This is a genomic window from Diplocloster agilis (assembly GCF_019042275.1).
GTDB classification, from domain to species: Bacteria; Bacillota; Clostridia; order Lachnospirales; family Lachnospiraceae; genus Diplocloster; species Diplocloster agilis.
Genome location: NZ_JAHQCW010000028.1, coordinates 64,388 through 81,675 on the forward strand (window position 1 = coordinate 64,388; position 17,288 = coordinate 81,675).

Sequence of the window (17,288 nt, forward strand, 5' to 3'; positions counted from 1 at the left end):
CGTGCCTTCATCCCTCCTTTCCCTGGGCAACGGATGCGGTGTTCAGCAGAACCTCCTGGTTTAACTCACTGCTGGCAAATGTCCCGCTGATTCTTCCTTTGTTCATGACGATCACCCTGTCGCACATACCGATCACCTCGGGAATCTCAGAGGAAATCATGACGATGGAAAGGCCCTGCTGTGCCAATTTGTCAATCAATGCATAGATCTCCACTTTCGCCCCGATATCTACCCCGCGGGTCGGCTCGTTCAGAATCAGGACGTCCGGCTGTACATCCAGCCACCTGGCAAGGACCACCTTCTGCTGATTTCCTCCGGACAGATTATCAAGCAGCATCCGGCTGTTTACCGCCAGGATATTCAGTTGTTTCATATACTCGATCGTCCTGCTTTTTATCTTTTTTTGCGTTAGGAAGCCGGCCTTTGAATATCTGCGCAGCTGAGGCAGTATCAGATTCTTCTCCACGGAAAGTTCTTTGATAATCCCTTCCCGTCTCCTGTCCGGCGGCACATAGGCGATGCCCAAAGACATGGCCTCCTCCGGCGTGTGCTTTTCGGCAGTCCCTTTTACCGTAACGATCTTCCCCTCCCGGAAGCGGTTCAGGCCGAAAATACATTCCGCCAGCTGTACAGAACCGGAACCGGCCAGGCCGTATATTCCCAGAATTTCTTTTTTATGTACCCGGAAGCTTACATTTTTTACATACTGGTTCGTAAGCCCCTCGACCTGCAGCGCCACATCCCCCGGCTCCAGCTGAACATGCGGATAATAATCCGTGATCTCACGTCCGCACATGAGGGTAATGATTTCATGCATATTTGTATTTGCCAGCTGCATGGTACCTACATTCGTGCCATTGCGCAGTACCGCCACCCGGTCGCAGATCTCTTCGATCTCCTTCATCCTGTGGGATACGTAGATGATGGAGCAGCCGCGCTCTTTTAAAAGACGGATCACATCGAAGAGATGGCCTACCTCGTTCTGCGGCAATGCAGCGGAAGGCTCATCCATGATGATAACTTTGGCGTTGGAAGAGATTGCTTTTGCAATTTCAATCAACTGCTGCTCTCTCACGCCGATCTCCGACACCTGGGTATCCACATCGAATTCCGCACCCAATTCCTTTAGTATCCGACGGGCTTCCTGTCTGGTCTTCTTCCAGTCCACTCTTCCCCCTTTATCGTGGTAACCGTCCCTGTCCAGAAATATATTTTCCGCCACAGACAGATTCTGGAACAAGTTAAACTCCTGATGGATGATAGCGATTCCGCTGGCCAGCGCCTCCTTTGTATTCTGAAAGGAGACCTTTTGCCCCTCAAAAATAATCTCTCCGCCGTCCAGGCTGTAAACCCCTGTAATGATCTTCATAAGGGTTGACTTGCCGGCCCCGTTTTCTCCGATCAGACCGAGAACCTCTCCGGGATAGACGTCCAGATCGATCTTTCTCAACACATAATTCCCGGGAAATCTCTTTTCCACTTGTCTGATCTGTAGTATCGGTTTCTCATTCATAAAACTCTTTCCCCCTTGATGGCTGCAAATGCTACACCTGATAATCTCTGATAAACCGTTCCACATCCGCTGCTTTTGCCACGCCGGCGCGGGGCCCGACCGCCGTCACCGCCCTCGCTGCAGCCGCACTGGCGAATTCCGCGGCCTTTTCAGGAGTATATCCCTGTATCATTCCATATAAAAAACTGCTGTTAAAGGTATCTCCTGCGCCGGTCGTGTCGACCGCCTGTACCCGGTAGCTCTCCCGGCTAAATACCCGTTCCTTCGAAATCACGGTACATCCATCCCGGCCTTTTGTAACCACTAGCATCTTGGGTCCCAACTCAAGCAGACGCCGGGCTGCGTCAGCATCATCAGAAGCGCCCCGGTACTTATCGAACGCCTGCTGATTCATAAATACCAGACTGCAACATGTAAACCAATGGTCGGCCTCCTTTGCATTTGTAAAGGAATCCGCTTCCACATCGACGGCTATTTTTCCACCTCCTGCGACGTATTCCGCCAGTACCTGGTCGCAGGAATCCAGTTCCTGTAGGTCAGGCAGGGTGGAATACACATACGCCGCCTGGAAAAACAGCTTCCGGCTTTGTCCTTCCAACCGGATCGGAGGCCTTTTTACATCGGTGATAAAGATTACCCGCTCCGCCTCTTTCAGGAAAATCATACACTTGGTTTCCGCAATATCCGGGTCGAACTGTATCAGCTGCGTGGATACGGAATAGTTCCTGAAATCTTCCAGTATACTGGCTGTAGATGGCGCGGTTTTTGGCAGCAGGTCCAGGTAACAGACCTTTATGCCGTATCCCGCCAGAACACTTGCGGCGTTAGCCACCATTCCGCCGATCCTGGCCTCCAGCGGTTTTACAAACTTTTTTTCACCCATCAGAGGCCATTCATTTGTCACATAATATTCATCAATACAAACCCTGCCCAATGCCACGATATATTTTTCTTTCATCTCTTCCCGCCTAAACATTAACTATGCTTCTTTTCCCTATTTTTGATAGGTTGCCTCGATCGCATCCGCCATTTTTCTTAAGTCAAATTGATTCTTTCTCTCGATCAATTCCAGGTGATCCTGCCGGAAACCGTCCACGCCGTGCAGCGCTCCTACCATAGCCCCGATCATGGTTGCCGTGGTATCCGTGTCATATCCCACGTTCACTCCGGCGCAGATCGAATCCATCGGCTTTCCGTCTGCCGCCACCATCAGTCCGAACGCGGCCGGAACAGCTTCATAGACCATTAATCCGCTGCCAACGTAATCCGCGATATCCTCTATCGCCTGGTCCAAAGTTTCAGCCTTCAGCGCCAGATCCACCGCCAGGCGGATTCTCTTCTCCACAGACGGGCCCGCAAGCACCGTGGCCACTTGGCTTCCCAGCTCATTTCCCTTTTTGGCACCGTACAATCCTGCTTTTACCACGTCGAACAAGGTCGCACCCTGTTCCATCGCCTTGGCGACACCAGCCGCAACGGCGCAGGCGCCTGCCAGCGAAAGATTGTTAGCATGGGTTGGGAGGCAGATCGTGATCGCGTCCTGTATCGCCTTATCCACATCGCCCGGGCTGAACAGCGCGGCCGCTCCGATCTTCATCGCGGAGCCGTTGGTCGCTTTCGCGCAGTCATACTTAAGAAAAGGATAGGTAGCAGTCGTTTCTTCTCCCAGCAGCTTCTTGATCGAGGCTTTCGTGGTAGGCCCTACATATTTTCCATAGTATTCTTCATGTCCGGCCCAGCACAGTAAGGATTCCACCGCGGTCTTCTCATCGATTTTCCCGCCGTTTTTGAGAATCGTTTCCGCTGTAAAGTAGGCCAGGCTAAAATCATCTGTCACAAATCCGGCCTCCGCTCCTCTTGCGAAGGTATCGGATGGAGGTGTCAGTATCTCGGTCACATAACCGCCAAATTTTTCTGCGATCTGCGCTTTGGTTCTCATCTCTGTCGGGGCGCCCATGGTATCCCCGATCGCCGCTCCCAGTAAACTGCCCAGAATCTTCTCGTTACAAGTCATGTCTTTTATCCTCCTGATATGGTGTTAAATAGATATGGTACGAATCCGGATGCCGGCGGCGTCTCCCCGCTCATAGTTGTCACAGTATTCCAGAGGAATTCCGTCATCCGTGATCGTTACGCGTTTTACATATAAAATAGGTGTCAGATATTCAATGTCGAAATAACCCGCCAGCAAATCATTCGCAAGCACCGGATGGATCTCCTCCTCGGCGCATTTGAATTCTATGTCCGCCTGGTCCCGCAGCAAAGAGTACAAGGAACCATGTTCCAGATCCGCATTCCAGAAATCAATCGCATTCACATACTGGTACTGCAGATAGGATTCCTCCGACGCGATACACACCTCATCCAGATATCTGAGCCTGTGTATCTTAATTAGGGATTCTCCCTCCCTGATCTTCAGACTCTGAGCGATACCCCTGCCGGCCGCTACCACCTCGATTGACAGCACCTTGGAATGCAGCTCCCCTTTTTCTCCTGATTTATTCTGGCTCAGACCGCCAAGCCGGTTTGTCCCATAATAGCTGTCGATCTTATCCGCGACAAATGTGCCTTTGCCTTTTATGGATATCAGGATTCCCCTTGCCTTCAGCTCGTTGACGGCTTCCCTTACGGTTACCCGGCTCACATTATATTTTTGGGATAGCTCCAGCTGATTTGGTATGCTATCTCCACACGCGTAGACGCCTGAGGCGATTTTCTCCAGGATATCCTGTTTGATGACGATATACTTTGGTATCTCGTTCTTTAATTCCATAGCCTCCTCCTTTTCTTTTCATCGATCCGCGCCCATCCGCCCCTCGTATTCCAGCGTTGTTTATATGGCTTATCATATTTTTATAATGATTGCCATTTGTTGGGATGTTTTCGATAAATACATTGTATAATCTTTCTTAAATTTGAGCAATATGCACGGAATCCAATATTATTTTACATTTTAGTTTTTTATAAGTACAATTTATAATTATTATTTTGTACTTTTAATACATAGCAGCCTGTAGCTTTTATTATATATGTCAATTGACACGCCCGCGGGAATTCGTTACTATCAAATTAGATTGGAAACTCATGTAGCGATTTGCGTCAAGTATGGAAAGAAGGAGCGTTATGCCGATAACCTGTCATGATCTTCTGTCACTGAACAGTTTTAAAAAAATCAAGTTAATCGCCGGAGAACTGGGCTTATACCGTCCGGTTATCTGGCCCTATACCGGGACCACGTCATCCGTTTCCCAGTGGCTTCACGGCGGTGAACTGCTATTTATAACCGGCGCTGGGATCGATGTAAGCGAAGACGGCCTGCTCTTACTGCTCCAGGACTGTCTGGAGAAACATCTGGCCGGCCTGATCATCATAACCGGCAACAAATACATACCGGATATCCCTCAAAAAATGATAAAACTGGCCGACGAAATGGCCTTTCCCCTATTCTCCATGCCCTGGAATTTAAGGCTGATCGATGTCACCCGTGAAATCATCAACGCCATTACCGTTTCCGACGATTTCAGCAAAAAGATCTCTACCTTTACAGAAATGCTGGTTTTCTCATCGGAAAAGGAAGAAGCCCCTCTCCGGGATCTGGCTGGTTTATACGGAGTCCGCATCAAGACCTATCACTTTTTGTTCTCCATCTCAATTAGGGAACACTCCGAAAAGACAAAGAATTCCGTTATTCTCTCCGCGCTCAAAGAAACCTTCCAGGCCATAGAGAACCTCTATGAAAACCAATATTCCATCACACCCATGTATTACGCCAATCAGATCTTATGTTTTTGCTCCGTAAAAGATTATTCCGAAAGAGACGAGGTATTTCAGGTCATCACATCCACGTTCCAGCTGATCTCCACCCGCTACAAAGGCGAGCATCTGGCTCTGGCAGTCAGCTCCTGCTATTCTGAGCTGACCAGCATCCGAATGTGCTGGAAAGAAATACTCTTCCTGAACCGGTATCTGGAACTTTTCTGTCCACAAAAAAAGATCGCCGTCTTCGACGATCTGGGCATGTACCGGCTGCTCTTCCAATATTCCAGTTCCGAAGACCGGAAACGTTTCTATATGCCCTACCTGTATCTCCTCCTGGAACACGATGAAAATAATTCCTCCGAATTTATCGAAACCCTGAAAAAATACATAGAGAACAACGGAAATCTGTTAAAAACTTCCGAAGCCTTATTTATCCACAGAAACACCCTGATCTACCGCATCAACAGCATAAAAAAACTCCTAAACAGCAGTTTAGAAGACATCGATACCCGAATTACCCTCTACCTATCCATTCTCTTTTACGAGTATGACCAGAAGGAATCCTTGAATTAATCTATTTCTCTTCCGGCGCGGGGCCCCCTCATCAAAGGCAGCCACCGCGCCGGTACGTTCTTACTCTCCTATAAAATTTCCCGTCAAAATCCCCGGACTACGCCTTAGATTTCCGCTGCTCCCTGGCCGCATAAATTCCAAGCGCCACGATCGTAAACGCATACGGCATCAGCCGGGTCAGCTCACTGGGCATATTGAACAGCTGCAGGTTATTGCTAAGAGCGTCCGCCATCCCAAAGAACAGCGCGCTTAACATAGACAGCCCGGGAACGCCCCGGCCCATGGCTTCCGCCGCCAGCGCGATGAAGCCTCTGCCCGCCACCATATCTTTGGTAAACATATTGACATAAGCCATCGACATAAACGCGCCGCCAAGACCGGAGATCGCGCCGGAGATCAGCAGGGCTTTCAGCCGCACCATGTTCACGGAGATACCGGCGGTTTCTACGGAATCGCTGTTCTCGCCCACAGCCCGGATATAAGTTCCAAGTTTCGTCTTTTTAAGGAAAATAGCTAACGCAATGACCAGGAAAAACGCCAGATAGGTCAAAACGCTGTGGCCGGACAGGATACTGCCCAGCACCGGGATATCTTGAATGAGCGGTATATTTATATTGGGAACTGCCTTGCTGGCCAGTTGGGTAGAGACCCCTTTGTCCCCGGTCAGTATGTAGAGGATGAAGATGGTCAGGCCGCTGGACATCAGGTTCAGGGCGATCCCGGTCAATACGATATCGGTCTCCAGTTTTAAATGGAAAAAGGATAAAAGACCGGAAAACGCGATCCCGGATACCACGGCGCACAATACTCCCAGCCAGACATTTCCCGTAAAAGCGCTGCCCACGACTCCCATCAGCGAGGCAAACAGCATGGTACCCTCGATGCCGATATTGATGACGCCGGCCCGCTCTGAGATCAGCGCCGCCATGGTGGCGAATAAAATCGGTGTTGACAGCCGGATGATCGAGTGCAGAAAATCCGCCGTGAATATGATCTCAAGAATCTGTCCCACTTGACAACGCCTCCTTTATCACCATTTTCTGTTTCATACCCTTTAACAGCGCGGTGGCCGTGATCAGCATAATCATAATCGCCTGAATGACGGTAATCAGTTCTTTGGGTACATCCGTGTTGGATGCCATCGTGGATGCGCCTACCCGCAGATAGGACAAAAAGATGGCGGCCAACGGCACATACTGCGGTTTGTTCCTGGCTAAGATCGCCAGGATGACCCCATCCCATCCATAGCCGGGCAGGGACGTCCACTGGAACCGCTCATACATACCCATAACTTCCACGGAGCCGCCGATGCCCGCGATGGCCCCTCCCAGCACCTGGGAGAGTATGATCACAGATCCCACCTTAATTCCCGCGTATTTGGTAAACCGGGGATTCTGGCCGTAAGTACGGATCTTATGCCCCAAGGAGGTCTTGTAGAGCAGCAGGAAGCAGAGGACGATAAAGAAAATCGCCAGAAAGATACCGCTGTGTATGGAGGTGCCCGGTATGATCTTATCCAGTTTGGACGAATCCGGAAGCTTCTCCGATGCCAGAGCGCCGAAGGACTGGTCTCTTAAATAGGTATTCAGCACATACAGTCCCAGATACAGCGCGATATAGTTTAGCATCAGGGAGGCCACCATCTCGCTGGCATTTAATTTCGCCTTCAGCCAGGCCGGTACCAGACATAATAGCGCGCCTGCCGCCGCCCCCACGAGCATCGGTCCCGCCAGTCCCAGAATCCCCGGCAGCGGAACCTTCGTGGCAAACGCGGCCGCGGCCAGCGCGCCCAAAAAGAAAGAGCCCTCCGCGCACATATTGAACATGGATGCCTGGAACATCAGACAGACCGCAAGCCCCGTGAAGCAGATCGGTATCGCGGTGGTAAATATGGAACCGATCAGTCTGGTAGACCGCAAAGGACCTAATAACAGCGCCGTGACCGCCTGCCCCGGCTGTTCACTCACACACAGGATAATCACCAGGGCGATAACCAGGGATATTGTGATAGCCAGGACGGTAGTTGCCGAACTAAATAGCAGGTTTTTCTTCTTCATGGCAACCCCTCCCGATCTCAGTCTCCGACTGTATTTTTACTCCTAACATGTAATTGCCCAGTTCCGTCTCCGAGACCTGATCCGGATTCGGAAAATAAGCGGAAAAACGTCCGTCATACATCACCAGGATATTATCCGACAGCTGATAGAGTTCCTCCAGATCCGCGGTCACCAGCAGCACCGCGCAGTTTTCGTCCCGCAGACGGATCAGCTCTTCATGAATGAATTTGGCAGCGCCCACATCGATCCCCCGGGTGGGCTGTTCCGCTATGATCAGCCTCGCCTGCTGTGTAAACTCACGGGCTACTACTACTTTCTGCATATTCCCTCCGGACAGCATGGATACCGGCGTTTCCTGGGAATCACATTTGATCCGGTAATCCCTTACCAGCTGGTTGGCCATATCCCGGATCTTCTTTTTGCTGAGCAGGTGGTGCCGGTAGAGCCGTCTGTCTTTTAATTTCGTAGAGATCAGATTCTCTCCGATGGACATCGACACCGCCAGCCCGTCTTCCATACGGTCGCTGGGGATATAGGACATCCCCAGTTCCCGCAGTTCCTGAATGGACAGCTTCCCGGTATCCCGGCCCATGATGCAGACGCTTCCGCGGTCTATCTTTCTGAGTCCGGTAATCATCTGAATCAGTTCGTTTTGTCCATTGCCCTCCACACCGGCGATTCCCGTGATCTCACCGGCCCGGACGCTGAAGCTTACATTATTTACCACTTCTTTTTTATTCATGCCCACAGCGGTCAGGTTCTTAACCTGCAGCAGAACCTCTTTGGGTTCTGCCGCTTTCTTGGCCAGATTCTTTGAATAATTCGTCCCTACCATCCGGGAAGAGATCTCCTGTTCGGTGATCCCATCCGTATCCACTGTGTCTATCATTTTTCCCTGGCGCATAATGCTGATGCGGTTGGAGATCTGCTTCACCTCCCGCAGTTTGTGGGAAATAAAAATTACGGTGTAACCCCGGGATTTCAGTTTCATTAGCTGGTCAAAGAGTTCCTCCGTCTCCTGGGGCGTCAGCACGGCCGTGGGCTCATCCAGGATCAGGATCTGCGCCCCCCGGTACAAGGCCTTGATGATTTCCACTTTCTGCTTGATCCCGACCGGCAGCTTCCCGGTGGCTGTGTCCAGTTCATCCTGCAGTTCAAACAGCTCCGCGATCTTGCTCACTTTTTCTTTCGCGGTTTTCCGGTCGATAAATCCCCGCTTTACCGGCTCATATCCCATCGTCACATTTTCCGTGACGGAAAGGGAATCCACCAGTTTAAAGTGCTGGTGAACCATGCCGATTCCCCGGGCAATGGCATCCTGTGGAGAGCGAAACGTTACCGTCTTGCCCTCCAGCACGATTTCCCCCTGATCCGGCTTCTCCATGCCGAACAGTATTTTCATCAGCGTACTTTTCCCGGCTCCGTTTTCGCCCACCAGCGCGTGGATTTCACCTCTGTTGACGGATAAACTGACCTGTTGGTTGGCATATACCCCATTCCCATATACTTTGGAAATCTGCCGCATTTCCAGGATCGGTGTTACTTGTTCATGATCGGTCATTGTCAATCACCCTTATTCTGTTATGAAAGCCTAATTCTGTTACGGCAGTCTTATTACGGCGCTACGCTGGATTTCATCTGGCTGATCTCATCCTCCGACATCTCAAATGCGGACGGCACTTTGATCTCGCCAGCCTGGATTTTGCCCTGAAGTTCTTCGACTTTGGATTTCATATCGGCGGTAGCGATGCCGTCATAAACTTCGTTGACAGCCAGACCCACCGCGTTTTCTTCCATTCCCAGAGCCTCTTCCTTGCCGTAAGGCAGGGTTCCTTCGATATGGCGCTTCACGGACAGAAGCAGTACCTGGTCGATATTCTTAAGCACGGATGTGACGATCACTTTGGACTGGTCCGGCTGAGTCTCTTTTAACGCCATGGCCTGATCGGCGTCCACGCCGATGGCATAGCGCTCATTCTGAGCAGCCGCCTCGATCATTCCAAGACCTGCCTGAGCCGCTACGTTAAAAGCCACGCTGGAGCCGAGATTGAACTGCGCTTTGGCCAGATCTTTCGCTTTGGCGGTATCGTTGAAATCTCCGATATAGGAGACCGCGACCTTGGTACCGGGTACGGTATCCTCTGCTCCCTGTATATATCCGACGATAAAGTCGTTCAGTACCGGGATATCCATGGCAGCTACCACGCTGATCATCTTCTCTCCGTTGGACAGCGGCAGGCTGTCATCCGCCGCGATCATAGCGGCAAGGGCGCCGGCCAGATAGGATGCCTCATTCTGTTTGAAGGAGATCGAGTACACATTGCTATAGTCCTCCTTGTCATAGGAAACCGCGGAGTCAAAGATAATGTACTTCTTATCCGGATATTCCAGCGCGACTTTTTCCAGCACTTCCTGCATCTGGTAGGTTCCCACAATGATAATGTCGTAATCCTGGTCGGAAACCTCATAAAGCGTCGTCTCCCACACCGTGTTGTCAAAGCCCATCTCGATTACATTCGTCTCGCATCCCAGTTCGTCTTTGATCAGTTTCATACCTGCGTTGGCGGAATCGAAGAAGGATTTGTCTCCTAAGTTTCCATTCAGCAGGCAGGCGATCTTGGGCAGATCCTTGCCCTCCTCGGGCGCTTTGGATTCCTCCGGCTTCGCCGCCTCACCGGCGTCTTCTTTTTTTGTATCATCCGCTGCCGCACCGTTTGTTTCCTGCGGCGCAGGCTCACTCTTGCTCTGGCATCCCGCCAGCATACCACAGATCATGATTACCGCCAAAAACATTGAAAATAACCTTCTCATACTTTTTCCTCCTTCCGGCTGTCCGCCTGGATCACTTCTTGGATTGATAAGTTTTCTGCATATGTTCCTGAATCATCTGTACAAACAATTCCCGGTCAACTTTAACAGAGAGATAGCAGTTTGGTTCATGCCCGGTGATTCCCCACAGATCCGCCACCGTTTCCCCCAAGGTAAGCGGATCATTCACGGAAATATCCAGGTAAGTCTTCTGGTACTGAATCAGATTTTCATCGATCAAAACCCCAACGCAGAGCGCGTCGTGAATCGGACAGGCCTTGAATCCAAAGTGCTGCACATGTGTGGAGCTGAAAAAGTCCAGCAGCTTTGCGACGATATCACTGATCTTGTCTCCCTGCGCACGCAGCCTTTCGATGTCCTCCTCATAAAAAACTGCCTTCATAGATATATCCAGGGTGTTCAGATAAATGTTGCAGCCGCTGGCAAAAACTATTTTGGCTGCTTCAGGGTCCACATAGATGTTAAATTCTGCCGCTGAGGTGATATTTCCCGGATCGTTAACCGCCCCGCCCATGATAATGATTCGCTCGATTTTCTCTTTGATATCCGGCGCTTTTATAAGAGCCATAGCGATATTGGTCAGGGGGCCTGTGGGAATCAGGATGATTTTCTCCTCGCTTTCCCGCAGGGTCCGGATGATGAAGTCCACCCCATGCTCTTCTTTAACGGGAGTTACGGGATCCGGAAGCTTGGGGCCGCCAAGGCCGTCCTCCCCATGGATAATGGCTCCGGTCAGCCGGTAGAGATCCCGCATCATCGGGCGGCTGCATCCCGCGTAGACATCCACATCGGTCACACCTGCGTAGTCCAGAATCTTCCTCGCATTGCGGGTCGTATTTTCCAGTTCGCTGTTGCCGGCCACTGTGGTAACGCCCAGAAGCTCAATATCGTCCGCTCTGGAAGCCAGCAGCAGGGCGATCGCGTCATCATGGCCGGGATCGCAGTCCATAATTACTTTTTTCATGTCATACCTCCTGTAGAGTATTTATCCGGCAGATGTAAAACTCCTCTCCGCCATTGAAATCTAACGGCCGCGCGTAACCGGTAGAATTTCACACTTCTTCTAATATATTGGCAGTCAGCTGTTCTAACTGCTCCTGTTGTATCACGATCTTCCCCCGTTCCACCATGATGAGCCCCTCCTCTTTCAGGGCGGTCACTGCCCGGTTGATGGTTCGCACACTGACTCCGCAGGCCTCCGCCAGTTCTTCCCTGGTATCGCTGATCCTGCCCTGACCGTGCTGCGCCAGCAGCATTTTTAACCGCCGGTCCGCAGACATGTATTGATACTGTACGGTAGACGCGCTGGCCCGGTACAGCTTTTCCGCCAGTACCATCGCCAGCTTTTCACTGATAATGCGGTCGCTGCGGATCCAGTTCCGGAACACGTGGAGCGGTACCTCCAGCAAGGCGCATGCGGTAAACGCCTTAGCGCTGTATATCAGATTATGTATATTCAGCATGGCTTCCATCTCTCCGACGGTAGATCCCTCCTGGACGAACACCACGCACATCTCATTTCCATTTATATTGCTGCTGGAGATTATTACGCTGCCGCGCAGCACAAGGTAGACATAACGGATCTCCCAGCCCCGGCGGAAGATGATATCGCCCCTCTCATACTCTACCGGCCTGCACAGATTCAGCTGTTCAACCGGCAGATTCCGGATCCATTCCCGGATTACCGGGTATTTCTCCATCAATTTTCTGTTTCTGATATCCAAAGACTCCATAGAAACAACGCCCTTTCTTTTTTGCCGCTTTTGTATGTTACGTTATTATAACATCGGGTTCCTATTTTGTCCCTGCCGTCCTTTCTTACGCCTCTATTTGCTTTGATTATAACAGTATTAAGATTTCCGCAAAAAGGACACGTGTCATGTTTTTTGAGAGTATTTGCATAAATATTTCTTCCTTTTTCGCGTTTTCAAAGTAAATTGTCACAAAAAAAGCTGTGACAGCACCTAACGATGCCTCACAGCTTTTATAACTGAAAGTGAACATTCACGTATAACAATCCCCGCCGCACGCTTCTAATCTCATGGCTATCCTTTTTCCGAAGCTGAAAAGAATGGTCGTGAGAAAAAGCAAGCCGCCCATGATGCATACCAGCAGCAAGGGTATGGCATATAGGATCAGATAGCCTGCCCTACGGATCCATTTCACGAATGTCTTCATCTGTATTACCTCCGTTCTCACTTGATTCGTTTCATAAGTCTATCATAGCCAAGAACCGATGAAGCCGCCATAATTTTAGCTTACAATTTCAGGATTCAGACTTACAATTTCGTAAGATACGGAAAATAAAACCACATCAGCCTTCCAAAATCTTTACATAAAAACTTCTGTGTCTCGGGCCGTCAAACTCGCAGAAATAGATATTCTGCCAGGTACCCAGTATCAGCCTGCCGTCTTCCACAATCAACGTCTGGGACGCTCCCACCGCCGCTGATTTCATATGGGCATGGGAGTTTCCTTCAAAATGCCGGTACTCCCGGTCCTGTGTAGGAAATACCTTTTCATACCCGTAGATCATATCCCGGCATACATCCGGGTCCGCGTTTTCATTCATCATGATTCCGGCTGTGGTATGGGGACAATATACCACAACGATTCCCTCCTGTATTCCGCTTTTCCGGATATCTTCCTGAACCCGCGGGGTGATATCCAAAAGCGCCTGCCTTTTATCCACTTCCAGCGTATGCTTAAATACTTTCATCCGATACCTTCCTCTCTCAAATATGACCGCATCTTGATTAACTTTATATTCTTCCTTGTCAGCCTTCGCCGTTTTCCAGCTCCCGCGCAATTGCCAGATAATAATGCCGGCCGTTGGCGCTGGTCTCTTCCTCCGCCCGCTTTCTGAGCGCTTCCGCCTTACGTCCGCGCACACCGTCCGTCTCTTTCCCGTCAGCCGTCAAAAGATCACATAGCTCCAGACACCACTGGTACTCTCCGTCTCTCATGGCTTCCTCTATCGCTTTTTCCACAGCCTGCGGGCCGCCCATCAGGGAAATGGTCTTTCCGGCGCGTTCCTTTTCAGAAAGCGGATGCAGATTGGTCGGATTGCCGTCAAACCATCCCAGATAAGCGGTAAAAATCGCACGCACGGTCCAGTCCACACAGCCATAGAATTCCCCCAGATAGGGAAGCTGCGCATATTCCTTTGGAAGCTTTATTTCCGCGGCCAGCCGGTCCTCGCTTTTTCCTTCGTTCATCCCGGCCAGGGTCTGCGTGAGCACATAATCGATGGCCCCTATGAAATTCCCCAATACCTCCCGGATCTGCTCCTGTCCTGTCAGCGGGGCCGTATGCCCAGGCAGCAGATAACGGGCCGGATAAGCTTTCAGGGTCTCAAGGCTTTGCAGCCACGCCGTAATATCCCGATACTGGCTTCCCCGGATCGCGTAGAGATTCGGCCAGCACCCATAGTAGTTATCTCCGCAGCACAGGACCGCCTTTTCAGGAAGCCACACCGCCATCTGATCCTCCGTCTCTCCCGGAAGCCTGACCAACTCGAGGCGCACTCCATCGATCGTCCGCTCTACCCTATCCTCCTGATACACTGTGTCCGGCGGCACGAAAGCGGGCTTCTCCCCGTAGGCAACCCCTTCCCGGATTCCAATTCCCTGGGAAATATTTTCTTCATCCGTCAGCGCATAACCGAACTGGCGCGCGCCCCGAAGATTCTGGATGTCCCGCAACATCTGCGTGCGCGCAAGAGGCGGCGTCTTGGGGGCAAAAGCGATAATCTCCGGAGCTGATCCCATAAACGCGCCGGCGCCTCCCCGATGATCCGGATGCCCGTGTGTATATAGGATGGTTCTGACTTCTTTTTTCGTCTCCCGCTTGATGATATCCAAGAGCCGCTTTCCCCGTTCCAGGCTATCCAGGGTATCAATCAGAATCACGCTGGACTCCGCTTCAATAAACACCGCGTTGCTGTGGCCCACCCCCAGCACATGCCAGACTTTGTCCGTGACCTGCGTTATCCGCTCCTGATAGCTCCTCTCTGTAAATTCCCGCAATTTTTCCTGTCCGCTTTTTTTATTCATAATGGTTACACTCCTGCTCATATCACAATTTTATTCTCTCTGCATGCCGGAAACCGGCATGGAAAAGCCGGAACATTTCCGAAACACCGGTTTACGCTTTAAATCTTTAAAAACTGGTCCAGCGACAGCTGCGTTTCCCGATCCGATTTCACCCTTCTATCCCGAATCACATCGCCCAGCCGGATCTCATCCTCCAGCAGCGGAGAACTTTTGTGATCCTCGCAGGCCGTCTGCCCTTCCCGGCTTTTATGGCCCGCGTAGCAGTACACACACCGGTTTTGGCAGGTGTGGTAAGCGCCGATATCTATGCTGGCGTCACATCCGCAGAATTTGCGCTGCCCCGTATCCTTTCCGGTGCTTAAAGGCTCGCCGGCGATCCGCCCAAGAAGCGATGCATCGATACACTTTCCATGCCGGATTCCATATGCTTCATAATCCCCGGCTTCCGCGCAGGTCTCCACGTCAAGTCCATACTCGGACGCAATCTTCCCGATCTGCCGGGCCAATTGCTCCATCTGCCCCGCTTCCGGCTCCTGAACTGCGCTTCGGGCCAAGCGCCCTTGAATATTTGTATACGGGTCAAGGAAACTTATGACTACCTTCCGGGTATATGCCGCCAGCTTTTCCGCCAGACGTCCGAACAGTTCCTGGTGTCTTAAAACCGTATACTCAGGCGTTACCAGGATCGGATCATAACGCCAGATCACCCGTTCGCGCCCTGCGTATTCCGACAGCTCCTGAAACACCGGCACTAAACCCGTCTCTTTATCCGGCAGCCCCGGTTCCAACTCCGTCCCGTATCCGTTCAGGGTAAACTGAAAATAATAAGGAAATTCTTCCAGCTCCCCCAGCCGTTTCAACATCGGGCTGGGATTCTTCGTCCAGAAAACGAACCCATCCACCACGTCCCTGGAAAGGGAGATCCTGCTCACGTCCCCGGGCCGGAAAGGATTTCTCACACAGACCATCCGTTCTTTCAAACGTTCGAAAAACCAATCCGAGTAATAATTGGGAATATCTGTTCTTCGGCTGGCGCTGATAATCATCTTTTCTCCCACCTCCTGCTGCGTCCATACGTTGTATATAGTTTAATCCCTGCCGCTTATCCTGTCAAACAGCTCTCCGACGCACATGTCTACGGCCCACATGTCTCCGGCCCACAGATACCCATACCGAAGTCAGCAAGAAGCCAAAATCCTGATCAGGCGGATTCCGGCAAGATATGGACAGAAAAATAGCGTAAAACGCGGAACGCCCTTGTACATCTATCCGTTCATACAACTGTAAAGCTGTACGCGCATAAGGGCGTTCCACATATTTACGCTATTTAAAACCTCGCGGTTCCAATCCGGTAACCGTCTAAATCCAAAGTCTGATTAAGGCCGAAGGCCCACACCGCCCTGGAGAGATATGGTCTCGCCAGTGATATAAGCCGCGTCATCCGTAGTCAGGAAAACACATACGCGTCCGATATCTTTTTCCGGATCTGCAAATCTCTGCAGAGGAATCTCATCAATGGTTTTCTTATACAGCTTCGGATATTCATCCTTCCACTTTTCCAACCCGGGTGTCATAGCCAGCGGGCATAACACATTGACATTAATTCCGAATTCTCCCCACTCAGCCGCCGCCACACGGGATAATCCACGGATTCCCTCTTTGGCCGCCGCATAGGAAGACTGGCCGATCTTACCGGAAAGCCCGGCGCCGGACGCGAAATTAATCACGCAGCCCTTCGACTCCTTCAGATAGGGGAATGCCTCCCTCATATAGAAAAACGTGGCGTATAATCCGGTACCGATCGCCAGATCAAAATCATCCTTTGTATGATCCGCCAGCATCACCCCAGACTTGGAGGCCTGCGCATTATTAACGAGACAGTCTAACTTACCGTACTTCTCAATTACTTTTTCCACTACCCCTTTGACAGCCGCTTCGTCTCCGCCGTCTGCCGTTACCCACATTACTTCATTCCCATAATCCGCTTCCAGATTCTCGGCCGCCTCGATCAGAGTGCTCGCCGTACGGCCGGTGATCGCGAGCCGGGCTCCAGCCTCGGCAAATGCCTGCGCTATCCCATAGCCAATTCCACGTCCGCCGCCTGTAATCAGAACAACTTTTCCTTCCGCACTTAGCATAAGAAACCTCTCCTTTAATCTTATTAGACTTTGATAAATTTTTATCAATCTTCTTATACTATACACCCGGAAGTGAAATAAAGCAAGGATTCCAGCCCTTCATTCAGGGCCAAACCTTGTACTTTTTTACGTACAAAAAATCCTCGCGTCTTACCCCACAATGCGGGTTCTTCCTCGGGTTTGGATATGCCCGCTGCTCAGGGCCGGTGTGTGTGTCTGCCGGTGTCCCGGAATGCTTCGGGCAGCCTGATTCTTTTGTGTCTCCCCGGGAGCGCGGAGGGCTTGCGCTGGCACCCGCTAAGTGAAATCGAAAAGCCGGGTTCAGGAACCGAGCCTATTCACCAGGAACACGTGATGTGTTCCC

At 51.1% G+C, this 17,288-nt stretch carries 16 protein-coding genes; 1 reads left to right on the forward strand and 15 read right to left on the reverse strand.

Features of this window, described 5'->3' with window-relative positions; translation table 11 throughout:
• Positions 1-7: 7 nt before the first annotated feature.
• From KTH89_RS16020 to KTH89_RS16035, 4 genes are read right to left on the reverse strand one after another with little or no spacing between them, the layout of a single operon-like run.
• Positions 8-1,513: a sugar ABC transporter ATP-binding protein gene (locus KTH89_RS16020; protein ID WP_238722362.1), complete on the reverse strand. Its 1,506-nt coding sequence runs from the start codon at positions 1,511-1,513 to the stop codon at positions 8-10.
• 31 nt (positions 1,514-1,544) lie between these two features.
• Positions 1,545-2,471, reverse strand: coding sequence for a carbohydrate kinase family protein (locus tag KTH89_RS16025; RefSeq protein WP_238722363.1), 927 nt, complete (start codon positions 2,469-2,471; stop codon positions 1,545-1,547).
• A 36-nt stretch (positions 2,472-2,507) separates the two neighbouring features.
• Positions 2,508-3,527, reverse strand: coding sequence for an ADP-ribosylglycohydrolase family protein (locus KTH89_RS16030; protein ID WP_238722364.1), 1,020 nt, complete (start codon positions 3,525-3,527; stop codon positions 2,508-2,510).
• A gap of 24 nt (positions 3,528-3,551) precedes the next feature.
• Positions 3,552-4,286, reverse strand: coding sequence for a GntR family transcriptional regulator (locus KTH89_RS16035; protein ID WP_238722365.1), 735 nt, complete (start codon positions 4,284-4,286; stop codon positions 3,552-3,554).
• A gap of 350 nt (positions 4,287-4,636) precedes the next feature.
• Between KTH89_RS16035 and KTH89_RS16040 the strand changes: the two genes are divergently transcribed.
• Complete coding sequence (locus tag KTH89_RS16040) at positions 4,637-5,845, forward strand: PucR family transcriptional regulator (protein ID WP_238722366.1); 1,209 nt, start codon at positions 4,637-4,639, stop codon at positions 5,843-5,845.
• A gap of 97 nt (positions 5,846-5,942) precedes the next feature.
• Here the strand turns inward: KTH89_RS16040 and KTH89_RS16045 are convergent, their stop codons facing one another.
• From KTH89_RS16045 to KTH89_RS16095, 11 genes are all read right to left on the reverse strand, one after another.
• A complete protein-coding gene (locus tag KTH89_RS16045) occupies positions 5,943-6,857 on the reverse strand; it encodes an ABC transporter permease (RefSeq protein ID WP_158344429.1) in 915 nt (304 codons plus the stop codon).
• Positions 6,841-7,902, reverse strand: a complete 1,062-nt coding sequence (locus tag KTH89_RS16050; RefSeq protein WP_238722367.1) for an ABC transporter permease — start codon at positions 7,900-7,902, stop codon at positions 6,841-6,843. The genes KTH89_RS16045 and KTH89_RS16050 overlap by 17 nt, the downstream gene beginning before the upstream one ends.
• A complete protein-coding gene (locus KTH89_RS16055; RefSeq protein ID WP_238722368.1) occupies positions 7,877-9,463 on the reverse strand; it encodes an ABC transporter ATP-binding protein in 1,587 nt (528 codons plus the stop codon). Before KTH89_RS16055 ends, KTH89_RS16050 begins: the two co-directional genes overlap by 26 nt.
• 53 nt (positions 9,464-9,516) lie before the next feature.
• On the reverse strand, positions 9,517-10,713 hold the full coding sequence (locus KTH89_RS16060; RefSeq protein WP_238722369.1) for a BMP family ABC transporter substrate-binding protein: 1,197 nt from the start codon (positions 10,711-10,713) through the stop codon (positions 9,517-9,519).
• 31 nt (positions 10,714-10,744) lie between these two features.
• Positions 10,745-11,695, reverse strand: a complete 951-nt coding sequence (locus tag KTH89_RS16065; protein ID WP_158344425.1) for a nucleoside hydrolase — start codon at positions 11,693-11,695, stop codon at positions 10,745-10,747.
• An 88-nt stretch (positions 11,696-11,783) separates the two neighbouring features.
• The gene (locus tag KTH89_RS16070; RefSeq protein WP_238722370.1) at positions 11,784-12,464 is read right to left on the reverse strand and encodes a Crp/Fnr family transcriptional regulator; all 681 of its coding nucleotides are present in this window, start codon (positions 12,462-12,464) and stop codon (positions 11,784-11,786) included.
• Between the two features lie 271 nt (positions 12,465-12,735).
• Entirely contained in the window at positions 12,736-12,909 is a 174-nt protein-coding gene (locus tag KTH89_RS16075; RefSeq protein ID WP_238722371.1) for a hypothetical protein, read from the reverse strand.
• Positions 12,910-13,045: 136 nt separating this feature from the next.
• A complete protein-coding gene (locus KTH89_RS16080) occupies positions 13,046-13,450 on the reverse strand; it encodes a secondary thiamine-phosphate synthase enzyme YjbQ (RefSeq protein WP_158344423.1) in 405 nt (134 codons plus the stop codon).
• Between the two features lie 58 nt (positions 13,451-13,508).
• The gene (locus tag KTH89_RS16085) at positions 13,509-14,786 is read right to left on the reverse strand and encodes an alkyl/aryl-sulfatase (RefSeq protein ID WP_238722372.1); all 1,278 of its coding nucleotides are present in this window, start codon (positions 14,784-14,786) and stop codon (positions 13,509-13,511) included.
• A gap of 98 nt (positions 14,787-14,884) precedes the next feature.
• Positions 14,885-15,832 carry a DUF1848 domain-containing protein gene (locus tag KTH89_RS16090; RefSeq protein ID WP_238722373.1) on the reverse strand — a complete coding sequence of 316 codons (948 nt, stop codon included), beginning with the start codon at positions 15,830-15,832 and terminating at the stop codon, positions 14,885-14,887.
• A 330-nt stretch (positions 15,833-16,162) separates the two neighbouring features.
• Positions 16,163-16,924: an SDR family NAD(P)-dependent oxidoreductase gene (locus tag KTH89_RS16095; RefSeq protein WP_158344420.1), complete on the reverse strand. Its 762-nt coding sequence runs from the start codon at positions 16,922-16,924 to the stop codon at positions 16,163-16,165.
• Positions 16,925-17,288: the final 364 nt, after the last annotated feature.